We start from the raw sequence: 16,284 nt of genomic DNA, 5'->3' as shown, positions 1-16,284 counted from the left end.
GGTGTCACGCAGACCAACGATTTCCAGGGCGTCTTGAACGCGGACGATACCACGCTCGATACGACCGGTAACAACGGTACCACGACCCGAGATCGAGAATACGTCTTCGATTGGCATCAGGAACGGCTTGTCGATAGCGCGCTCAGGCTCTGGGATGTAGGCATCCAGAGTCTCAACCAGCTTCTTGACAGCGGTGGTGCCCATTTCGTTGTCGTCTTTGCCTTCCAGCGCCATACGAGCCGAACCGATGATGATCGGAGTGTCGTCGCCTGGGAAGTCGTAGGTGGACAGCAGGTCGCGAACTTCCATCTCGACCAGTTCCAGCAGCTCAGCGTCGTCTACCAGGTCAGCCTTGTTCAGGAAGACCACGATGTACGGAACGCCTACCTGACGGGACAGCAGGATGTGCTCACGGGTTTGCGGCATCGGACCATCGGCGGCCGAGCAAACCAGGATCGCGCCGTCCATCTGGGCAGCACCGGTGATCATGTTCTTCACGTAGTCAGCGTGACCTGGGCAGTCGACGTGAGCGTAGTGACGAATCTTCGAGTTGTACTCGACGTGTGCGGTGTTGATGGTGATACCGCGAGCTTTCTCTTCTGGAGCGCTGTCGATCTTGTCGAAGTCAACAACGGCCGAACCGAAAACTTCGGAGCAGACGCGAGTCAGAGCTGCGGTCAGAGTGGTTTTACCGTGGTCAACGTGACCGATGGTGCCAACGTTGACGTGCGGAAGGGAACGATCAAATTTTTCTTTAGCCACGACAGTGAACCTCTTGCCTAAAGGGCTGGATTAGCCTTGTTTTTTAACGAGTGCTTCGACGATATTCGACGGAGCTTCGGCGTATTTGGAGAATTCCATGGAGTAGCTCGCGCGACCCTGAGACATGGAACGAACGTCGGTCGCATAACCGAACATTTCTCCGAGCGGAACTTCAGCACGGACAACCTTGCCGGACACCGAATCTTCCATACCCTGGATCAGACCACGACGACGGTTCAGGTCACCCATCACGTCACCCATGTAGTCCTCAGGGGTCACAACTTCTACCTTCATGATCGGCTCAAGCACTTTACCGCCGCCTTTGGCAGCCAGTTGCTTGGTCGCCATGGAGGCCGCCACCTTGAACGCCATCTCGTTGGAGTCGACGTCGTGGTAGGAACCATCAAACACGGTTGCCTTCAGGCCGATCAGCGGATAGCCGGCAACGATGCCGTTCTTCATCTGCTCTTCGATACCCTTCTGGATCGCCGGGATGTATTCCTTAGGAACCACACCACCTACAACCTCGTTGGTGAATTCCAGGCCTTCGGTGATGTTGCCTTGTGCGTCCACTGTTGGCTGCGAGAAGCGAATCCAGCAGTGACCGAACTGACCGCGACCACCGGACTGACGAACGAACTTACCTTCGATCTCGACGTTGTCCTTGGTGATCTGCTCGCGGTACGAAACCTGCGGCTTACCGATGTTGGCTTCGACGTTGAACTCGCGCTTCATGCGGTCAACGAGGATGTCCAGGTGAAGCTCACCCATACCGGAGATGATGGTCTGGCCGGTTTCTTCGTCGGTCTTGACGCGGAACGACGGGTCTTCCTGAGCCAGCTTGCCCAGTGCGATACCCATCTTTTCCTGGTCTTGCTTGGTCTTCGGCTCAACAGCAACCGAGATCACAGGCTCTGGGAAGTCCATACGCTCGAGGATGATCGGCTTGTCGGCGTTGCACAGGGTGTCACCAGTGGTGACGTCCTTCATGCCGATCAGAGCAGCGATGTCGCCTGCCAGTACTTCTTTGATCTCTTCACGCTGGTTGGCGTGCATCTGCACCATACGACCAACGCGCTCTTTCTTGCCCTTGACCGAGTTGATCACGGAGTCGCCAGACTGCAGCATGCCCGAGTAAACGCGCACGAAAGTCAGGGTACCCACGAACGGGTCGGTAGCAATCTTGAACGCCAGAGCCGAGAACGGCTCGTTGTCGTCGGCGTGACGCTCGTCGTAGTCGGCCTCGACCAGCTCGTCCTTCGGCTTCTCGATCAGGTCAGGGTGAATACCCTTGATCGCAGGAATCTCGGTCGGAGCAGGTAGGAAGTCGATAACGGCGTCGAGAACCAGGGGAACACCCTTGTTCTTGAACGACGAACCGCAGACGGCCGGAACGATCTCGCTGGCCAGGGTGCGCGCACGCAGACCGGCTTTGATCTCTTCGACCGACAGCTCACCTTCTTCAAGGTACTTGTTCATCAGCTCTTCGTTGGCTTCGGCAGCAGCTTCTACCATGTTCGCGCGCCATTCTTCGGCCAGCTCGAGCATGTCCGCAGGAATCTCTTCCTCACGGTAGGTAGTGCCTTTGTCGTCGTCGTTCCAGTAGATAGCCTTCATCTTGATCAGGTCGACCTGACCCTGGAAGTTATCTTCCGAACCGATAGCCAGCTGAACAGGAACCGGGGTGTGACCCAGACGGTTCTTGATCTGGCCTACGACGCGCAGGAAGTTGGCGCCAGCACGGTCCATCTTGTTCACGTAAACAACACGTGGAACGCCGTATTTGTTGGCTTGACGCCATACGGTTTCGGACTGAGGCTCAACACCGGAGGTGCCGCAGAAAACAACGACCGCGCCGTCGAGTACGCGCAGCGAACGTTCTACTTCAATGGTGAAGTCAACGTGGCCGGGGGTATCGATGACGTTTACGCGATAGTTGTCATACTGACCTTTGGAGCCCTTCCAGAAGGTGGTGACAGCAGCGGAGGTAATGGTAATACCCCGCTCCTGCTCCTGCACCATCCAGTCGGTGGTCGCGGCGCCGTCATGCACCTCGCCCATCTTGTGGCTCAGGCCTGTGTAGAACAGGATCCGCTCGGTAGTGGTAGTTTTGCCCGCATCAACGTGCGCGCAAATACCAATGTTACGGTAGCGGTTGATTGGTGTAGTACGAGCCATAGAGCCCTCGCAAAAATAGTGATGCCTGAATTAGAAGCGGTAGTGCGAGAACGCTTTGTTGGCTTCGGCCATACGGTGTACGTCTTCACGCTTCTTGACTGCAGCACCTTTGCCTTCAGCAGCATCCAGCAGCTCGCCGGCCAGGCGCAGAGCCATGGACTTCTCGCCACGCTTGCGGGCGTAGTCTACCAACCAGCGCATTGCCAGGGCGTTACGACGGGATGGACGAACTTCAACAGGAACCTGGTAAGTGGCACCGCCAACACGGCGCGACTTAACTTCGACCAGCGGAGCGATGGCGTCGAGAGCTTTCTCGAAGATTTCCAGGGGATCGCTGTTCTTGCGTTCTTTGACCTTGTCCAGCGCACCGTAAACGATACGCTCGGCAACGGCTTTTTTGCCGCTTTCCATCACGTGGTTCATGAACTTGGCGAGGATCTGGCTTCCGTATTTTGGATCGTCCAGAATCTCACGCTTGGCTGCTACACGACGTCTTGGCATTGATAAGCCCTCAAACGGTCTTCAGGTTAGCCCGGGACAGTGCCCCCCCTAAGGGTGCGTGCCCGACCTTACTCTTATCGACTCAATAAAATGAATAACTGCAAACTGCTGCAAACGGCCGATTACTTCGGACGCTTGGTACCGTACTTCGAACGACCTTGGTTACGACCTTTAACGCCGGAGGTATCCAGGGAGCCGCGAACGGTGTGGTAACGAACACCTGGCAAGTCTTTTACACGGCCGCCACGGATCAGGACGACGCTGTGCTCTTGCAGGTTGTGGCCTTCACCACCGATGTACGAGGAAACCTCGAAACCGTTGGTCAGACGCACACGGCAAACTTTACGCAGTGCCGAGTTAGGTTTTTTCGGCGTGGTGGTGTACACACGGGTGCACACGCCACGACGTTGCGGGCAGTTCTGCAGCGCAGGAACGTCGGATTTCTCGACGATACGCTTACGCGGCTGACGTACCAGCTGGTTGATAGTTGCCATCTACTAGCTCCACTGTTGTCTTGCGACGCTATTGTCTTGCAAGAAAAGCAAAAATTGGCAGGACGGAGTCCCACCAAATTTAGGGGTACAAGAGTCTAAAGAGGATCTTGCCCCCAGTCAAGACAAGGCCCCGGCCCTCCCCTTCCGGTCATCGGCAACAAATTATGTCGCCGATGGCCAAAACAGGTTTGCCGGGGCCCTATCCTACTTTCAGTTACCGCTGGAATTCAGCGCTTCAGTCAGTGCGGCTTCCACCTCACTGGCACTTACGCGCAGCGGCTTGTCGGCATCACGGCGACGCTTGCGCTCGCTGTGGTAGGCCAGACCGGTACCGGCCGGGATCAGACGACCCACGACCACGTTTTCTTTCAGGCCGCGCAGGTAATCGCGCTTGCCGGTTACCGCCGCTTCGGTCAGTACGCGGGTGGTTTCCTGGAAGGAAGCCGCCGAGATGAACGATTCGGTGGACAGCGAGGCCTTGGTGATACCCAGCAGTACGCGAGTGAACTTGGAGACAAACTTGTCTTCCGCGCCAAGGCGCTCGTTCTCTACCAGTACATGGGTCAGTTCCATCTGGTCGCCCTTGATGAAGCTGGAGTCACCCGACTCGGCAATCTCGACCTTGCGCAGCATCTGACGCAGGATGGTTTCGATGTGCTTGTCGTTGATCTTAACGCCTTGCAGACGGTAAACGTCCTGAATCTCGTTGACGATGTACTTGGCCAGCGCGCTGACACCCAGCAGACGCAGGATGTCGTGCGGATCGCTCGGACCGTCGGAGATAACTTCGCCGCGGTTCACTTGCTCGCCTTCGAAGACGTTCAGGTGACGCCACTTCGGAATCAGCTCTTCGTACGGATCGCTACCGTCGTTCGGGGTGATGACCAGACGGCGCTTGCCCTTGGTCTCTTTACCGAAGGCGATGGTGCCGCTGACTTCAGCCAGAATCGAGGCTTCTTTCGGACGACGGGCTTCGAACAAGTCGGCAACCCGCGGCAGACCACCGGTGATGTCACGGGTCTTCGACGTTTCTTGCGGGATACGCGCGATAACGTCACCGACGCCGATCTGGGCACCGTCAGCCACACCGACCAGGGCGTTGGCCGGCAGGAAGTACTGAGCCGGTACGTCGGTACCTGGCAGCAGCAGATCCTTGCCATTGGCGTCGACCATCTTGATTGCAGGACGGATTTCCTTACCTGCAGCCGGACGGTCTTTGACGTCCAGAACTTCAATGTTGGTCAAACCAGTCAATTCGTCAGTCTGACGCTTGATGGTGATGCCTTCTTCCATGCCCACGAAGGTCACGGTACCTTTCATTTCGGTAACGATCGGGTGGGTGTGCGGGTCCCACTTGGCGACGATTGCGCCAGCGTCGACCTTGTCGCCTTCCTTCACCGAAATCACTGCACCGTAAGGCAGCTTGTAGCGCTCACGCTCACGACCGAATTCGTCGGCAATCGCCAACTCACCGGAACGCGATACGGCCACCAGGTTACCGTCGGCACGCTCAACCTGTTTCAGGTTGTGCAGGCGAACCATACCGCCGTTCTTCACCTGGACGCTGTCGGCAGCCGAGGTCCGGCTTGCAGCACCACCGATGTGGAACGTACGCATGGTCAGCTGGGTACCCGGCTCACCGATCGACTGGGCAGCGATAACGCCGACAGCTTCACCGATGTTCACCTGGTGACCGCGAGCCAGGTCGCGACCGTAGCACTTGGCGCAGATGCCATAGCGGGTTTCGCAGCTGATCGGCGAACGCACGATCACTTCGTCGATGCTGTTCAGCTCGATGAACTCGACCCACTTCTCGTCGACCAGGGTACCGGCCGGAACGATAACGTCGTCGGTGCCTGGCTTGAACACGTCACGGGCGATAACACGACCCAGCACACGCTCACCCAGTGGCTCTACAACGTCGCCGCCTTCAATGTGCGGCGTCATCAGCAGGCCTTGCTCGGTGCCGCAGTCGATCTCGGTAACCACCAGATCCTGGGCAACGTCTACCAGACGACGAGTCAGGTAACCGGAGTTCGCGGTTTTCAACGCGGTATCCGCCAGACCCTTACGAGCACCGTGAGTCGAGATGAAGTACTGGAGTACGCTCAGACCTTCACGGAAGTTCGCGGTGATCGGCGTCTCGATGATCGAGCCGTCCGGCTTGGCCATCAGACCACGCATACCGGCCAGCTGACGAATCTGAGCTGCCGAACCCCGGGCACCGGAGTCAGCCATCATGTACATCGAGTTGAAGGACTCTTGCTCGACTTCATCGCCATTGCGGTCGATGACTTTCTCTTTCGAGAGGTTGGCCATCATCGCCTTGGAGACTTCGTCGTTCGCCTTGGACCACAAGTCGATGACTTTGTTGTACTTCTCGCCCTGGGTTACCAGGCCGGAAGCGTACTGGCTCTCGATCTCTTTCACTTCGTCGGTAGCGGTACCGATGATGCGGGCTTTTTCATCCGGGATAACGAAGTCGTTAACACCGATGGAAACGCCGGAGATGGTCGAGTAGGCAAAACCGGTGTACATCAGCTGGTCAGCGAAGATCACGGTCTCTTTCAGACCAACCACGCGGTAGCACTGGTTGATCAGCTTGGAGATCGCCTTTTTCTTCATTGGCTGGTTGACCACGTCGTACGACAGACCTGGTGGTACAACCTGGAACAGCAGCGCACGGCCGACAGTGGTGTCGACGATACGGGTGTTCTTGACGCTGCCGCCATCACGATCGTTAACGGTTTCGTTGATACGAACCTTGATCTTGGCGTGCAGGGCAGCTTCGCCGGCGCGGAATACGCGGTCGACTTCCTGCAGGTCGGCGAATACGCGACCTTCGCCCTTGGCGTTGATGGCTTCACGGGTCATGTAGTACAGACCCAGTACAACGTCCTGCGACGGAACGATGATTGGCTCACCGTTGGCTGGCGACAGGATGTTGTTGGTCGACATCATCAGCGCGCGCGCTTCAAGCTGGGCTTCCAGCGTCAGCGGCACGTGAACGGCCATCTGGTCACCGTCGAAGTCGGCGTTGTACGCAGCACAGACCAGCGGGTGCAGCTGGATAGCCTTACCTTCGATCAGTACCGGTTCAAAGGCCTGGATACCCAGACGGTGAAGGGTCGGTGCACGGTTGAGCAGTACGGGGTGTTCGCGAATCACTTCGGCGAGAACGTCCCAAACCTCTGGCAGCTCGCGCTCGACCATCTTCTTGGCGGCCTTGATGGTGGTCGCCAGACCACGCATTTCCAGCTTGCCGAAAATGAACGGCTTGAACAGCTCGAGAGCCATCTTCTTCGGCAGACCGCACTGGTGCAGACGCAGGGTCGGACCTACGGTAATTACCGAACGGCCGGAGTAGTCAACACGCTTACCGAGCAAGTTCTGACGGAAACGACCCTGCTTACCCTTGATCATGTCGGCCAGGGATTTCAGAGGACGCTTGTTCGAGCCGGTGATGGCACGACCGCGACGGCCGTTATCCAGCAAGGCGTCGACCGCTTCTTGCAGCATGCGCTTTTCGTTGCGCACGATGATGTCCGGCGCGGACAGGTCGAGCAGGCGCTTCAGACGGTTGTTACGGTTGATCACTCGACGATACAGGTCGTTCAGGTCGGAAGTCGCGAAGCGACCGCCATCCAGCGGAACCAATGGACGCAGGTCTGGCGGCAGAACCGGCAGAACGGTCAGGACCATCCACTCAGGCAGGTTGCCCGAGCCCTGGAAGGCTTCCATCAGCTTCAGACGCTTGGACAGCTTCTTGATCTTGGTTTCCGAGTTGGTCTGCGGAATCTCTTCGCGCAGGCGACCGATCTCGTGTTCCAGGTCGATAGCGTGCAGCAGCTCGCGGACAGCCTCGGCACCCATGCGGGCGTCGAAGTCATCGCCGAACTCTTCCAGCGCTTCGAAGTACTGCTCGTCGTTGAGCAGCTGGCCTTTTTCCAGGGTGGTCATGCCCGGGTCGATAACGACATAGCTCTCGAAGTAGAGAACGCGTTCGATATCACGCAGGGTCATGTCCATCAGCAAGCCGATACGGGACGGCAGCGACTTCAGGAACCAGATGTGGGCAACCGGCGAGGCCAGTTCGATGTGCGCCATGCGCTCACGGCGAACCTTGGCCAGGGCGACTTCAACGCCGCACTTCTCGCAGATCACGCCGCGGTGCTTCAGGCGCTTGTACTTACCGCACAGGCACTCGTAGTCCTTGACTGGGCCAAAGATCTTGGCGCAGAACAGGCCGTCACGCTCAGGTTTGAACGTACGGTAGTTGATGGTTTCCGGCTTTTTAACTTCACCGAACGACCACGAACGGATCATCTCAGGCGAGGCCAATCCGATACGGATGGCGTCGAACTCTTCGACTTGACCCTGGTTTTTCAGCAAATTCAGTAGGTCTTTCAAGGCCTTTCCTCCTGGCGGAGCAGGGAGCGGGCTTTTCAGCCACGCTCCCGATTCGCGTCACGTGTTATTCGGTTTCCAGATCGATATCGATACCGAGCGAACGAATCTCTTTGATCAACACGTTGAAGGACTCGGGCATGCCCGGCTCCATACGGTGATCGCCGTCCACGATGTTTTTGTACATCTTGGTCCGACCGTTCACATCGTCCGACTTCACTGTGAGCATTTCTTGCAGGGTGTATGCCGCGCCGTATGCTTCCAGCGCCCACACTTCCATCTCCCCGAAACGCTGACCACCGAACTGCGCCTTACCACCCAGCGGCTGCTGGGTAACCAGGCTGTAAGAACCAGTGGAACGCGCGTGCATCTTGTCGTCCACCAAGTGGTTCAGCTTGAGCATGTACATGTAACCAACGGTCACATGACGCTCGAACTTGTTGCCGGTACGACCGTCGAACAGCTGCATCTGACCGCTTTCTGGCATGTCTGCCAGTTTCAGCATGGCCTTGATCTCGCTTTCCTTGGCACCGTCGAAGACTGGAGTGGCCATTGGCACACCGCCTTTGAGGTTGTTCGCCAGGTCCAGGATCTCCTGGTCGGAGAAGGTCTCCAGTTGCTCCTGACGACCACCGATTTCGTTGTAGATCTCGGTGAGGAACTTGCGCAGCTCGATGACCTTGCGCTGCTCTTCGAGCATGCGGTTGATCTTCTCGCCCAGACCCTTGGCCGCCAGGCCCAGGTGGGTTTCGAGGATCTGACCAACGTTCATACGCGATGGTACACCCAGTGGGTTGAGTACCACGTCGACCGGAGTACCGTTGGCGTCGTGCGGCATGTCTTCGACCGGCATGATCACCGAGACCACACCTTTGTTACCGTGACGACCGGCCATCTTGTCGCCCGGCTGGATGCGACGACGGATTGCCAGGTAGACCTTGACGATCTTCAGTACGCCCGGTGCCAGGTCATCGCCCTGCTGCAGCTTGCGCTTCTTGTCTTCGAACTTGTCGTCCAGCAGACGGCGACGATCAACGATGTAGGCCTGGGCCTTCTCGAGCTGCTCGTTCAGCGCGTCTTCGGCCATGCGCAGTTTGAACCACTGGCCGTGCTCCAGACCGTCGAGGACTTCGTTGGTGATCACAGTGCCTTTTTTCAGGCCTGCACCACCGTCGACAACCTGACCGTTCAGAGCCGAACGCAGACGCTCGAAGGTTGCGCCTTCAACGATGCGGAACTCTTCGTTGAGGTCCTTGCGGATCTCGTCCAGCTGCATCTTCTCGATGGACAGCGCACGGCTGTCGCGTTCGACGCCATCACGGGTGAAGACCTGTACGTCGATGACGGTACCTTTGGTGCCGGTAGGCACGCGCAGGGAGGTGTCTTTAACGTCGCTGGCCTTCTCACCGAAGATCGCACGCAGCAGTTTTTCTTCCGGCGTCAGCTGGGTTTCGCCTTTTGGCGTGACCTTGCCGACCAGGATGTCGCCGGCGCCAACTTCAGCACCAACATAAACGATACCGGCTTCGTCCAGCTTGTTCAGCGCAGCTTCACCGACGTTCGGGATGTCCGCGGTGATTTCCTCTGGGCCAAGCTTGGTGTCACGGGCCACACAGGTCAGTTCCTGGATGTGGATCGTGGTGAAGCGGTCTTCCTGAACCACACGCTCGGACAGGCAGATGGAGTCTTCGAAGTTGAAGCCGTTCCACGCCATGAACGCGATGCGCATGTTCTGACCCAGTGCCAGCTCACCCATGTCGGTGGACGGGCCGTCGGCCATGATGTCGCCACGCTGAACCGCGTCACCCTTGTTCACCAGCGGACGCTGGTTGATGCAGGTGTTCTGGTTCGAACGGGTGTATTTGGTCAGGTTGTAGATGTCGACACCGGCTTCACCGGTTTCAACTTCGTCATCGGCAACACGAACCACGATACGGCTGGCATCGACGGAGTCGATCACGCCACCACGACGGGCCACGACGCAAACGCCGGAGTCACGGGCAACGTTGCGCTCCATGCCGGTACCGACCAGCGGCTTGTCGGCACGCAGGGTTGGTACAGCCTGACGCTGCATGTTCGAACCCATCAACGCACGGTTGGCGTCGTCGTGCTCGAGGAACGGAATCAGCGACGCTGCGACCGAAACTACCTGCTTGGGCGAAACGTCCATCAGGGTGACGTCTTCCGGCGCCTTGACGGTGAATTCGTTCAGGTGACGAACAGCTACCAGTTCGTCGATCAGGTGCTTCTTCTCGTTCATCGTGGCCGAAGCCTGGGCGATGACGTGATCAGCTTCTTCGATCGCCGACAGGAACACGATGTCGTCGGTAACCACGCCCTCTTTCACCACGCGGTACGGGCTTTCCAGGAAGCCGTACTGGTTGGTGCGAGCGTACGCAGCCAGGGAGTTGATCAGACCGATGTTCGGACCTTCAGGGGTCTCGATCGGGCACACACGGCCGTAGTGGGTCGGGTGTACGTCACGGACTTCGAAGCCTGCGCGCTCACGGGTCAGACCACCAGGGCCGAGTGCGGAGACACGACGCTTGTGGGTGATCTCGGACAGCGGGTTGTTCTGGTCCATGAACTGCGAGAGCTGGCTGGAGCCGAAGAACTCTTTCACCGCCGCCGCAACCGGCTTGGCGTTGATCAGGTCCTGAGGCATCAGGCCTTCGCTTTCAGCCATCGACAGACGCTCTTTGACCGCGCGCTCTACACGCACCAGGCCAACGCGGAACTGGTTCTCGGCCATCTCGCCAACACAACGGACGCGACGGTTACCCAGGTGGTCGATGTCGTCGACGATGCCTTTGCCGTTACGGATGTCGACCAGGGTCTTGAGGACCTCGACGATATCTTCCTTGCTCAGCACGCCCGAACCTTCGATCTCGGTGCGACCGATACGACGGTTGAACTTCATGCGGCCAACGGCCGACAGGTCGTAACGCTCGGCGCTGAAGAACAGGTTGTTGAACAGGGTCTCGGCGGCATCCTTGGTTGGTGGCTCGCCAGGACGCATCATGCGATAGATCTCGACCAGCGCTTCCAGTTGGTTGCTGGTGGAGTCGATCTTCAGGGTATCCGAGATGAACGGACCGCAGTCGATGTCGTTGGTGTACAGGGTCTCGATGCGAACAACCTGGGCCTTGGCGATTTTCACCAGGACGTCGGTGCTCAGCTCGGTGTTGCACTCAGCCAGGATCTCGCCGGTAGCCGGGTGCACGATCGCCTTGGCGGTAGTGCGGCCCAGGACGTATTCCAGCGGCACGTCCAGCTGCTTGACGCCAGCTTTTTCCAGCTGGTTGATGTGGCGAGCGGTAATACGACGACCTTGCTCGACGATGACCTTGCCGGTTTCGTCGTGGATGTCCATGACCGCAACTTCACCACGCAGGCGCTGAGGCACCAGTTCCAGGCTGAGCCTCTCGCCCGACACGTGGAAGACGTTGGTGGTGTAGAAAGCGTCCAGCACTTCTTCAGTGCTGTAGCCCAGAGCGCGCAGCAGAACCGATGCAGGCAGCTTGCGACGACGGTCGATACGGACGAATACACAGTCTTTCGGATCGAATTCGAAGTCCAGCCACGAGCCGCGGTAAGGAATGATCCGCGCCGAGTACAGCAGTTTGCCAGAGCTGTGCGTCTTGCCGCGGTCGTGATCGAAGAACACGCCCGGCGAACGGTGCAGCTGGGAAACGATAACACGCTCGGTACCGTTGATTACGAAGGTACCGTTTTCAGTCATCAGGGGGATTTCACCCATGTAGACTTCTTGCTCTTTGATGTCCTTGATCGCTTTGTTCGACGATTCTTTGTCGAAAATGATCAGGCGGACTTTTACCCGCAGCGGCACCGCGTAGGTCACGCCACGCAGTACGCATTCTTTGACATCAAAAGCCGGTTCGCCCAGACGATAACCAACGTACTCCAGGGCAGCATTGCCGGAGTAGCTGATGATCGGGAAAACCGATTTGAAGGCCGCATGCAGGCCCACGTCGCGGAACTGATCTTTGGTCGCTCCCGCTTGCAAGAATTCACGATACGAATCCAGCTGGATGGCCAGGAGGTAAGGCACATCCATGACGTCCGGCAACTTGCTAAAGTCCTTGCGGATACGTTTTTTCTCAGTGTATGAGTAAGCCATCAGCGTTCCCCAGCTTGGTCACCTGCTTGTTTGGCTTCTCCCGACGGGAGCAGCCAGAAAATCGTGCAAACCCCTTGGTTTGCGCCACCATCATTGGTGGTTGCAGCTCGCTATCGGCGCCGACCTGGTCAGCTGCCAATAACGGAAAAAGGCCGGTGGCAAGAGCCACCAGCCATCAGCCGTTTGCTTAACGCTCGGGCTGGAGTCGCAAAGTCGAAATTACTTGAGTTCGACTTTAGCGCCTGCTTCTTCCAGCTTCTTCTTGGCGTCTTCAGCGGCTTCTTTCGAAACGCCTTCAGCGACAACCTGAGGAGCGCCGTCAACTTTCTCTTTGGCTTCTTTCAGGCCCAGACCGGTCAGTTCACGAACGGCCTTGATCACGTTGACTTTCTTCTCGCCGGCTTCAACCAGAACAACGTTGAACTCGGTTTGTTCTTCAACAACGGCAGCGGCAGCAGCTGGGCCAGCAGCGGCAACAGCAGCGGTAACACCGAAGGTTTCTTCCATTGCTTTGATCAGCTCAACAACTTCCAGAACGGTTTTCTGGCCGATTGCTTCGATGATTTGTTCGTTAGTCAGAGACATGACTTGAATCCTGTATTGGGGTGACAGCTTACGCAGCCATCAAATTAAACATATGATTTTGAAAGGGCTTGCGGTGCCTTAGGCAGCAGCAGCTTCTTTCTGGTCGCGAACGGCTGCCAGGGTACGAGCCAGCTTGCTGGTAGCGCCTTGGATCACGCTCATCAGCTTCGCAATGGCCTCGTCGCGGGTCGGCAGGGTAGCCAACACGTCGATCTGGTTAGCGGCAAGGAACTTGCCATCAAACGCAGCTGCCTTGATCTCGAACTTGTCCTGACCCTTGGCGAACTCTTTGAACAAACGAGCAGCAGCGCCCGGGTGTTCGTTGGAGAAAGCGATCAGGGTCGGGCCGGTGAAGGCGTCGTTGAGGACACTGAATTCAGTGTCAGCAACAGCGCGCTTGAGCAGGGTGTTACGTACGACACGTACGTATACGCCAGCTTCACGAGCCTCTTTACGGAGTCCGGTCATTGCGCCTACAGTCACACCACGGGCATCAGCCACGACAGCGGACAGAGCGACTTTGGCAGCCTCGTTGACTTCAGCGACGATGGCCTTCTTGTCTTCGAGTTTAATTGCCACGGGTTTAACTCCTGCTTGTTACCGTTTCATCTGGCCGAAGCCGGATGTCGTTTTGGTGTCTGATTCGGTAAGGAACCGGGAGCACCATCTGCGTAGGCTTGAGGTTTAAGGCTTGCGCCGCCTACGGTCTTGGATAGCCCCCGCCAGGCAGGGACCCCAATTTTTTCAACCTGGTGCGATCGCTCGCACCGGGCTTTGTCTTACGCGTTCAGCGAGCTCTGGTCGATGACCAGACCTGGGCCCATGGTGGTGCTCAGGGTAACGCGCTTGACGTAGATACCTTTCGAGGAAGCTGGCTTGATGCGCTTCAGATCAGCGATCAGGGCTTCAACGTTTTCCTTCAGCTTGCCAGCTTCAAAGCCGACTTTGCCAACGGAGGTGTGGATGATGCCGTTTTTGTCGGTGCGATAACGAACCTGACCAGCCTTGGCGTTTTTAACCGCAGTGGCTACGTCTGGAGTTACGGTACCGACTTTCGGGTTAGGCATCAGGCCGCGAGGACCCAGAACCTGACCCAGCTGACCTACAACACGCATTGCGTCCGGGGAAGCAATAACGACGTCATAGTTCAGGTCGCCGCCTTTCATTTCGGCAGCCAGATCGTCCATACCAACGCGGTCAGCGCCGGCAGCCAGAGCGGCTTCAGCAGCAGGGCCCTGGGTGAAGACAGCTACACGTACGGTCTTGCCAGTGCCGTGTGGCAGCACGGTAGCGCTACGAACGACCTGGTCGGATTTACGTGGGTCAACACCGAGGTTGACAGCAACGTCGAAGGATTCGCTGAACTTCACGGTGGACAGTTCGGCCAGCAGCACTGCTGCGTCTTCGAAGTTGTAGACTTTGCCTGCTTCGATTTTCGAAGCAATGGCCTTTTGGCGCTTGGTCAGCTTAGCCATTACACACCCTCCACGTTGAGGCCCATGCTGCGAGCAGAACCGGCGATGGTACGCACGGCTGCATCCAGGTCAGCGGCGGTCAGATCAGCATTTTTGGTTTTTGCGATCTCTTCCAGCTGAGCACGGGTCACAGTACCGACTTTAACGGTGTTCGGACGTGCAGAACCGCTGGTCAGGCCAGCTGCTTTCTTCAGCAGAACCGAAGCAGGGGTGCTTTTGGTTTCGAAGGTGAAGCTGCGGTCACTGTAAACAGTGATGATCACAGGAGTCGGCAGGCCGGCTTCTTGACCCTGAGTACGGGCGTTGAAGGCCTTGCAGAATTCCATGATGTTCACACCGTGTTGACCCAGTGCTGGACCAACGGGTGGGCTTGGGTTGGCCTGGCCGGCCTTTACTTGCAGCTTGATGTAAGCCTGAATCTTCTTAGCCATGAGCTACTCCAATATCGGGTACGAACGCCTGAAGGCTCCCCGGATGACTTGCGTTTTATCCCAGTGACGACAAAACCCCGCAGCACATAGGGCTGCGGGGTATGGGATGCTTTGTTCGGCTAGACCTTCTCGACCTGGCTGAACTCGAGCTCTACCGGGGTAGAGCGACCGAAAATAAGCACGGCCACTTGGATCCGGCTCTTCTCGTAGTTAACTTCTTCAACGGTACCGTTGAAATCAGCAAACGGACCGTCGATAACACGGACCACTTCGCCCGGCTCGAACAGCGTCTTCGGCTTCGGCTTGTCGCTGCCATCGGCAACGCGACGCAGAATGGCCTCGGCTTCTTTGTCGGTGATTGGCGCAGGCTTGTCTGCAGTACCACCGATGAAGCCCATGACGCGAGGGGTATCCTTGACCAAGTGCCAAGTCCCTTCGTTCATGTCCATTTGGACCAGCACGTAACCTGGGAAGAACTTACGCTCGCTTTTGCGCTTCTGGCCATTGCGCATCTCAACCACTTCTTCAGTGGGGACCAGAATTTCGCCGAAGCCATCTTCCATGCCAGCCAGCTTTACGCGCTCGATCAGCGAGCGCATGACATGCTTCTCGTAACCCGAGTAAGCATGCACAACGTACCAACGCTTAGCCACGGGACACCCTTAGCCAACAATCAAGGAAATCAACCAACCGAGCAGGGAGTCGAGACCCCACAGCAGCAACGCCATCACCAGGACAACCGCCACTACGATGAGCGTGGTCTGCGTGGTTTCTTGGCGGGTTGGCCATACGACTTTACGAATCTCGGTGCGAGCTTCCTTTGCCAGCGCAAAGAACGACTTGCCTTTGGCGGTCTGCAGGGCAACGAAGCCAGCTACAGCAGCAAAGACGAGAAGTGCGAGTACGCGGTACAGAACCGGCGAGGCGGAGTAATAGTGATTACCCACAACACCAACGACTACCAAAGCGACAACAGCCAGCCACTTGAGCAGATCAAAACGAGAGTCTTGGGCTTCAGCCTTGGGAGTCATCTAGGAAAATCCTGTGAAAAGAAAGCCAGACACACGAGGTGAATCTGGCAGGTCAGGAGGGAATCGAACCCCCAACCTACGGTTTTGGAGACCGTCGCTCTGCCAATTGAGCTACTGACCTAAAAGCTTATCAGGCCGACCATTATGTCGGCCTGATCGAGAGAAATCAACTACTTATTCGATAATCTTTGCTACGACACCAGCGCCGACGGTACGACCGCCTTCACGGATAGCGAAACGCAGACCGTCTTCCATCGCGATGGTCTTGATCAGGGTAAC

General features: G+C 57.3%; 12 protein-coding genes, 1 tRNA gene and 1 pseudogene. All 14 read right to left on the bottom strand.

The window, feature by feature from the left end; genetic code table 11:
- A partial coding sequence (locus NLX68_RS26330) for an elongation factor Tu (protein ID WP_254286423.1) occupies positions 1–762 on the bottom strand: 762 nt, incomplete at its 3' end.
- Between the two features lie 30 nt (positions 763–792).
- Positions 793–2,940, bottom strand: a complete 2,148-nt coding sequence (gene fusA, locus NLX68_RS26325; RefSeq protein WP_115085068.1) for an elongation factor G — start codon at positions 2,938–2,940, stop codon at positions 793–795.
- 30 nt (positions 2,941–2,970) lie between these two features.
- Positions 2,971–3,441 carry a 30S ribosomal protein S7 gene (gene rpsG / locus NLX68_RS26320; RefSeq protein WP_008089143.1) on the bottom strand — a complete coding sequence of 157 codons (471 nt, stop codon included), beginning with the start codon at positions 3,439–3,441 and terminating at the stop codon, positions 2,971–2,973.
- A gap of 122 nt (positions 3,442–3,563) precedes the next feature.
- A complete protein-coding gene (gene rpsL, locus NLX68_RS26315; RefSeq protein ID WP_003186084.1) occupies positions 3,564–3,935 on the bottom strand; it encodes a 30S ribosomal protein S12 in 372 nt (123 codons plus the stop codon).
- A 210-nt stretch (positions 3,936–4,145) separates the two neighbouring features.
- Positions 4,146–8,345: a DNA-directed RNA polymerase subunit beta' gene (rpoC, locus tag NLX68_RS26310; protein ID WP_254286422.1), complete on the bottom strand. Its 4,200-nt coding sequence runs from the start codon at positions 8,343–8,345 to the stop codon at positions 4,146–4,148.
- Positions 8,346–8,409: 64 nt separating this feature from the next.
- Complete coding sequence (rpoB, locus tag NLX68_RS26305; RefSeq protein ID WP_254286421.1) at positions 8,410–12,483, bottom strand: DNA-directed RNA polymerase subunit beta; 4,074 nt, start codon at positions 12,481–12,483, stop codon at positions 8,410–8,412.
- Positions 12,484–12,702: 219 nt separating this feature from the next.
- Positions 12,703–13,068 (bottom strand): 50S ribosomal protein L7/L12, encoded by a 366-nt coding sequence (rplL, locus tag NLX68_RS26300; RefSeq protein WP_007957596.1) that lies wholly within the window; start codon positions 13,066–13,068, stop codon positions 12,703–12,705.
- A gap of 78 nt (positions 13,069–13,146) precedes the next feature.
- The gene (rplJ, locus tag NLX68_RS26295; RefSeq protein WP_010220297.1) at positions 13,147–13,647 is read right to left on the bottom strand and encodes a 50S ribosomal protein L10; all 501 of its coding nucleotides are present in this window, start codon (positions 13,645–13,647) and stop codon (positions 13,147–13,149) included.
- Positions 13,648–13,847: 200 nt separating this feature from the next.
- A complete protein-coding gene (gene rplA, locus NLX68_RS26290; protein WP_038606147.1) occupies positions 13,848–14,543 on the bottom strand; it encodes a 50S ribosomal protein L1 in 696 nt (231 codons plus the stop codon).
- Positions 14,543–14,974 (bottom strand): 50S ribosomal protein L11, encoded by a 432-nt coding sequence (gene rplK / locus NLX68_RS26285; protein WP_017901523.1) that lies wholly within the window; start codon positions 14,972–14,974, stop codon positions 14,543–14,545. The genes rplA and rplK overlap by 1 nt, the downstream gene beginning before the upstream one ends.
- Positions 14,975–15,093: 119 nt before the next feature.
- Positions 15,094–15,627 (bottom strand): transcription termination/antitermination protein NusG, encoded by a 534-nt coding sequence (nusG, locus tag NLX68_RS26280; RefSeq protein WP_010220294.1) that lies wholly within the window; start codon positions 15,625–15,627, stop codon positions 15,094–15,096.
- A gap of 9 nt (positions 15,628–15,636) precedes the next feature.
- On the bottom strand, positions 15,637–16,005 hold the full coding sequence (secE, locus tag NLX68_RS26275; protein WP_010220293.1) for a preprotein translocase subunit SecE: 369 nt from the start codon (positions 16,003–16,005) through the stop codon (positions 15,637–15,639).
- 45 nt (positions 16,006–16,050) lie between these two features.
- A tRNA-Trp gene (locus tag NLX68_RS26270) sits at positions 16,051–16,126 on the bottom strand.
- Positions 16,127–16,179: 53 nt separating this feature from the next.
- Positions 16,180–16,284: pseudogene (locus NLX68_RS26265) on the bottom strand (elongation factor Tu); the annotation flags it as partial.

It is taken from the genome of Pseudomonas sp. SBB6 (assembly GCF_024213215.1).
GTDB classification, from domain to species: Bacteria; Pseudomonadota; Gammaproteobacteria; order Pseudomonadales; family Pseudomonadaceae; genus Aquipseudomonas; species Aquipseudomonas donghuensis.
The sequence above is the reverse complement of the archived record's forward strand: the minus strand, read 5'-3'. Positions and strand labels throughout refer to the sequence as shown.